The following is a 6,492-nucleotide window of genomic DNA, read 5'->3' on the forward strand; positions in this document are numbered from 1 at the left end:
AGAGCGCAAGCAGTTCGGTCGTGTGATCGGGTCGTTTCAGGCCGTGAAACACCTCTGCGCCGAGATGGCGGCCGCTCTCGAACCATCGCGTTCGCTGGTGTGGTATGCGGCCCATGCGCTGGACGAGGTGCCGGACGACGCACGCCTCATGGCATGTCATGCCAAGAGCCATCTGTCGGAAGTGGGCCGCTTCGTCGCGCGCACCGCGACAGAGGTTCATGGCGGCATGGGCTTCACCGATCTGCTTGGCCTGCATTACTGGTTCAAGCGTATTGGTTTCGACCGGCAGTTGCTGGGCGGGCCGGAGCTGGTTCGTCTTGAAGCCGCGCGCTTGCAGGGCTGGGCTGCCTAGACTCCTACCTGGATACCGGGACGCATGGATATGGTTGTCGATGAGTGTTGCCGCGACTCATGGTGCGGTGATATTTGCACCGGCTTGGCAATGGGGAGATACACATGAATATCGACTTCACGCCGGAGGATGAGGCATTTCGCGACGAGGTTCGCGGGTTTATTGCGGCGAACCTTCCGCGGGAATGCGCGGATTCGCCGGCCTTGGGTGTGATGACCGACAAAAGTGTGGTCAAGCGCTGGCACAAGACGCTTTACGAAAAAGGCTGGGCCGCGCCCGCTTGGCCCGAGGAGTATGGCGGCACGGGATGGAACGCGACGCAGCGGTTTATCTTCAACGAGGAAATTGCCAGAGCCAATGCACCGCGTCTGATGCCCTTCGGGCTGACCATGGTCGGCCCGGTGATCTACACCTTCGGCAACGCCGAACAGAAGAGCCGCCACTTGCAGGGCATACTTTCGGGCGACGTCTGGTGGTGCCAGGGCTATTCCGAACCGGGCGCCGGTTCCGATCTCGCCTCCCTTAAAACGACGGCGGCGCGCGACGGCGATCATTACGTCGTCAACGGCCAGAAAATATGGACGTCCTATGCGCATGAGGCCGACTGGATTTTCTGCCTGGTGCGCACCGAACAGAGCGCCAGGCGGCAGGAAGGGATTTCCTTCCTGCTCATCGACATGAGGACACCCGGTGTCGAAGTGCGTCCGATCATCTCGATCGCCGGTCTGCACCATCTCAACGAAGTGTTTTTTACCGACGTCAAGGTGCCTGTGCAAAATCTCATAGGCGAGGAAAACAAGGGTTGGACCTACGCCAAGTACCTGCTTGTCCACGAGAGAACGAGTATCGGCGGCGTCCCCGAGTCCAAGAAGAAGGCTGCGCATATCCGGGCGATAGCACGAGCGGAGCGGAACGCGGATGGGGGGGCGTTGATGGACGATCCCGCGTTCCAGCGCAAACTCGCCGAGATAGAAGTCAGGCTCACCAGTCTCGAATACATGAATCTGCGGATTCTCGCCGATGCGGCGGCGGGAAAGGCTGTTGGACCGCAATCGTCCCTGCTGAAGATCGTCGGCAGCGAGGTTCAGCAGGCTTTGGGTGAGCTCGCTGTCGAAGCCGTTGGCTATTATATCGAACCGGTCGGGCAAGGAGCCCTGCCCGGCGGCGCCAACGCACGGGGTATAGGCCCTGCCCATGCGTGGAACGTGTGGGCGGATTACGGCTACGGCCGCGCCGCGAGCATCTATGGTGGATCGAATGAGATTCAACACGACGTCATCGCCAAGGCGATCCTTAATCTTTGAAAGCGGCGGACAATTCGGTCTTTTGTCCGCTCCGATAAAATTATTATAATGAAAATACAAGTACCCGGATCGTTGCCGCGAAAGGTCAGCAGATGGATATCGAGCTTACGAAAGAGGACGAAGCCTTCCGCGCGGAAGTCCGCCGGTTCATTTCGGAAAAACTGCCAATGGAGCTCGCGGAGAGAGAGACAGTGGGCGCGTCTGGCGAGCGCGGAGCGCTCAGGCGCTGGCAGAAGGACCTCCACGAGAAAGGCTGGGTAGCGGTCAATTGGCCCAGGCAGTATGGCGGCACTGGATGGACGCCGATGCAGAAACATATTTTCAACGAGGAGATGGCTGCCGCTAACGCGCCGCGTCTGTCGCCTTTCGGTCTGTCGATGGTCGGGCCGGTGATTTACACTTTCGGCAACGAAGAACAAAAGAAGCAGCATTTGCCGGGTATATTGTCGGGAGATGTTTGGTGGTGCCAAGGCTATTCGGAGCCAGGATCCGGATCGGACCTCGCCTCGCTGAGGACCAGGGCCGTGCGTCAGGGCGACCATTACATCGTCAACGGCCAGAAAATCTGGACGTCCTATGCCCACGAAGCCGATTGGATTTTCTGTCTCGTGCGAACGGATGAGACCGCTAAACCGCAGGAAGGTATCTCGTTCCTTCTGATCGACATGAAGACGCCCGGCATCGAGGTGAAGCCCATCATTTCCATCGATGGCCTGCATCACCTGAATGAAGTTTTTTTCACTGACGTCAAGGTGCCGGTGACGAACCGCATCGGCGATGAAAACAAGGGCTGGACCTACGCCAAGTTCCTGCTCGTCAATGAGCGCACCGGCATTGCGGGTGTTCCCGAGTCCAAGCGCAAGATCGCGCACCTCAGAAAAATCGCCAGACAGGAAAGGCTTGGCGATGGCACGGCGCTGGCGGACGATCCCGCATTCATGACGAAGCTCGCCGAAATCGAGGTAAAGCTTACGGGGCTCGAATATACCAATCTGCGGATCGTCGCGGATGAGGTGGCGGGCCGCCCTGCGGGCCCCTCTTCCTCGACCTTGAAGATCGTCGGGACCGAAGTTCAGCAGGCGTTGTCGGAGCTTGCCGTCGAAGCAGTCGCCTTCTACGCCATGCCGTTCCAGAGGGAACACTTGATGGGAATCGCCAATGAGGCGCCCATCGGGCCCGCCTATGCGGTGAGTGTGACAAGCGCCTATAATTTCGGCCGCGCCGCTTCGATTTATGGCGGTTCGAACGAAATCCAGCGCAACGTCATCGCAAAGGCCGTTCTGGGACTTTGACGGCCCATCCGGGATGCGGCCCTTGTGTCAGTCCGCCAATCCGTCGGTCTCAGTGGCCTGTGAATAGGGCTTGAGCTGGTGATCGACATTGCCGAACTGGGTGCCGATCACGGTGAGGTGATTGTAGCGGCCGACATTGAGTTCGTCGGTCATGCCCATGTAGCCGACCGCTTCGGCGGAGAACGCCGCAATCGCCCGATCGGTCGCCTTCTCGACGAGAGGAAGGCCTTTCTTTTGCGCCAAGCAGCGCATCGGTGCCGACCTTGACGTTCTCGAAGGTGATTTCCAAGGCGCGGCGACCATCGACTGTCGGATAGTCGCACACCGGGACGCCGTCGCGGTCGCGCTGGGCGCCCGGCGTGTGGGCCGTGACGACGAGTTTCTGCACACAGCGCGCGCCGCGATGACGACTTCCTTGTCGCCGCTGATGACGTAGCCGGTGCCATCCTTATTCGCGGTCGTGGTGAGATCGGCCAGATTCTGCGACTCGGTATAGCGAGGGCTCAGACCGTTTTGCCGCCGATCGCGTCCGGCGGTCTTGTCTTGCTAAGGAGGTCCTTGACGATCGGGCCAAGCTCGACCGGATCGAAACGGCGTTTCGGATTGATGGCGGGCCCCCGCAACCATTGCTTTGCGAGTCTCTTGGAATCACCATTATACCCAAGGGACTCGCTCGGCAAGTGCCAAGGACGGTGGCGCGCCTCGAAAATAGGAGGCGGCGTTAATTTCAGCTTAAAATCTCCGGAAAAGTAAAAACCCCGCAGCTGGAACTGCGGGGCTTTTGAAAACGCTTAGAATGCGCTCCGTCTGATTTGTGGGCTCATTTTAGGCGACGGGTTTCTGTTGTCAACAGAACGCTGAGCCACGCCGAAAGCTGGATGGACCTAACCTGTATTGATTCGGGCGATGCCCGAAAACCGCGTGGAATTGCTTCTCGCGCATGCAATTTCGCTGAACTCGAAAGTTCCTCTCAAAATTATCAGGGAATGGGAGGCATAAGCTCCGCTGCTGTAACGGGCTTGGTGTTACGCGGTGTGCGTGTGCTCTGTCCGGCGCTCACACCTTCTGCCGTCCACCTTCTCGCGCTCTTGGCTGAGCATGTCTATCAAGCGGACCGCTGGCGCACCGGCAAACTCCGGGTGACGGCCAGCAATGGCCGTCTGGCACACATGTTAGGTGTGAGCGAACGAGCAGTGCGCCGCCTGCTTGCGCTTTTGGAGGCCAATCGCTGGATTGTCCGCCGGTACAACAATGCGAACCGGCGTGGAGACATAGCTGGAATCGATCTTCGGCCGCTTGCCGCCCGCTTGGGAGAGTTACAGCATGCGGAGACGGTGGTGGCCAAAGAGGCGGCTGAGCGGCGTGCGCAGGCTAAGGCCGAACGGGATGATGTGGTAGACGAACAGTGTCGGACCAAGCCTACCACCCAGCAGGACTCAAATGTCCACCTGAAGTCCTACACCTTAAATCCCGGTCTTACAGACCTTGTACAAGACCAGGCAGAAAGGAAGGGGGGCGAAACACAGCCCCTCTCTCCGTTGAGTACCAAGTTCGACGCCGATCAGAATTTGATTTTGCTGATGGCGGAAGCTTCTCCAACCCTACAGCGTCAACTTGCTCCAGAAAGTCTGCAGGAGTTGCTTGATGCTCGGCCGACACCGCAAACGTATTTGGCGGTCTCGCGCGCGATAACCTGGCTTCTACGCGGACATATCAGATTAAGACCTGCATTTTGGCAGCGTGCTCTTCAACAGCATGGATGGGCGGCGTTGGCGGCGGTCTTGGTTGCTGTTGACCGGCAGGGCGTTCGCGATCCGGCCGCGTACCTATGTGCAATGCTGCGATCTACATGCTTGCGCGAGACGGTCGTCCATAACTTGCGTGCGTTGCTTTCCCAAACGACAGGGCACGCATAGGAATAAACACGAACAGTTAACTGGGCAGGGTACTATTTCTGGAGAGTTAGAAGCTGCGCAAAATTGAAATTTACCTTAGCCACACGGTTCCAGTGTTGTGAATGCTCATCCCATTTGCCGTTGAGTTCAATGCGTTGGATGAAGGGGCGAATCTTTCGATGTGCGTCTAAGTCCGCAGGTCGCTCTTCAAGGGAGGTAAGTTTCTTGAAATATCGAGAGATAATTTCATCAATCGATCGAGGTTGGGTTAGTTCAGCCAGAGCGGCTTTTTGTTTTTCTAGATCTTGCCTAAGGCGCCGGATTTGCAGCTCTTTGTCATCAAGAATTCCTCTTACTTCCTCACCTTGCTGGAGGCTTCCCAGCCCTGCGAGGATGTCCCTCAGTAATTGCCGCTCGGATTCAATCTTGGATTTGAGATCGTCAATACTTTCCTCGTGAATGGCGCGCTTTTCTGCGACTTCAGGGGACGCTAGCCACTCTTCAATGTGGTGTGCGGATAGTTGACTAGCACCAAGAAGGGTAGGGGCCATAATCGTGTCGAATGAAACGTTTCGATTGAAACAGTGCTTGTTCTTGCATGAGTAAGACCGTGACCCAATACGGACGATTTTCTCCATATGCCGGCCACAATAGAGGCGTCCAGAAAACAGATAATGACGTGCGCCTGGGCGATTACTTTGCCTCGCCCGGCATTCCCTATTCAGTTTTGCCCGATATTCAGCTTGCTCCTGAGGTGTTCGAGCTTTGTTGAGCAGCATCAATTCACGTTTCCTGCTGGAGCGATGGTCGAGCATTTGCTGTACGGTATTGAAGAGTTCGTCATCAACAATGGTTAGCTCGGGGACAGGTACTCGGAGCCACTCGTTCTCCGGCCTAATAATAGATAGTCGTTTCCCAGTTTCGGGGTGCTTGCGATAGGACATCCGGTTGAAGGTGACCGTTCCGTTGTAAAGAGTTTGTCGGAGCAGTCCGGTCTTTCTTGCGGCTACTCCTACCAAAGTGGAAGGAACCCACTTGCCTCCTTTAGGGGATGGAATAGCGAGACGATTGAGAGCACTACATATGTTCGAGAGAGGCATGCCCGCCGCGTAGTCTGAGAATATCTGTCTTACAATGCGGGCCTCGTTTTCATTGATGCGCCGCGCGCCCCTCACCAGTTCCCCATGGGCGTCATACGAACGAAGCAGCTCGTAGCCGTAAGTTCGGCCGCCTGGAACAGACCCTTTCAGCACTGCGGCAATCATCCCTCGCCGTGTTTTGTCGGCTAGGTCTTTGAGGTAGAGCGCATTCATCGTGCTCTTGAGGCCGATATGAAGCTCATTGATGACGCCTTCAGCGACCGTCTGGATCGAGATATCCAGGAACATCATTTTCTTGAAGAAATTTGCCGTGTCCGCTTGGTCACGGCTGATGCGGGAGAGGTCTTCTGAAATTACCCGATCGAACCGCTGTTCCACTGACGCAGAGATAAGGGCGCTGATCCCTGGGCGATTGTAGATATGGGCGCCAGAAATTGCTTCGTCTCGGAAAACGTCCACAACCTGATAGCCCGCCTGCCTGCAGAACTCCCGGCATCGGTCGATCTGATCTTGAGCCGACGAGCATTGCTTGTCGGTCGAATGTCGAGC

6 protein-coding genes are annotated in these 6,492 nt (G+C 57.0%); 4 read left to right on the forward strand and 2 right to left on the reverse strand.

Annotation, left to right across the window (positions count from 1 at the left end; genetic code table 11):
- The 3 genes from Q1V57_RS09745 to Q1V57_RS09755 all read left to right on the forward strand — a co-directional run.
- Positions 1-352, forward strand: a 352-nt coding sequence (locus Q1V57_RS09745; RefSeq protein ID WP_300530076.1) for an acyl-CoA dehydrogenase family protein, incomplete at its 5' end; no start/stop codon positions are given.
- 104 nt (positions 353-456) lie between these two features.
- A complete protein-coding gene (locus Q1V57_RS09750) occupies positions 457-1,656 on the forward strand; it encodes an acyl-CoA dehydrogenase family protein (RefSeq protein WP_293217656.1) in 1,200 nt (399 codons plus the stop codon).
- Between the two features lie 92 nt (positions 1,657-1,748).
- Positions 1,749-2,948 (forward strand): acyl-CoA dehydrogenase family protein, encoded by a 1,200-nt coding sequence (locus Q1V57_RS09755; protein ID WP_293217653.1) that lies wholly within the window; start codon positions 1,749-1,751, stop codon positions 2,946-2,948.
- Positions 2,949-2,975: 27 nt separating this feature from the next.
- On the opposite strand, the gene Q1V57_RS09760 is transcribed toward Q1V57_RS09755, so the two are convergent.
- A complete protein-coding gene (locus tag Q1V57_RS09760) occupies positions 2,976-3,191 on the reverse strand; it encodes a hypothetical protein (RefSeq protein WP_293217650.1) in 216 nt (71 codons plus the stop codon).
- Positions 3,192-3,826: 635 nt separating this feature from the next.
- Here Q1V57_RS09760 and Q1V57_RS09765 point away from each other — a divergent pair.
- On the forward strand, positions 3,827-4,864 hold the full coding sequence (locus Q1V57_RS09765; protein ID WP_300530079.1) for a helix-turn-helix domain-containing protein: 1,038 nt from the start codon (positions 3,827-3,829) through the stop codon (positions 4,862-4,864).
- 32 nt (positions 4,865-4,896) lie between these two features.
- On the opposite strand, the gene Q1V57_RS09770 is transcribed toward Q1V57_RS09765, so the two are convergent.
- Positions 4,897-6,492 (reverse strand): recombinase family protein (locus Q1V57_RS09770; protein ID WP_300530080.1); only part of this gene is annotated, 1,596 nt, incomplete at its 5' end.

The sequence above is a fragment of the Maricaulis sp. genome (assembly GCF_030149425.1).
Classification (GTDB): Bacteria; Pseudomonadota; Alphaproteobacteria; order Caulobacterales; family Maricaulaceae; genus Maricaulis.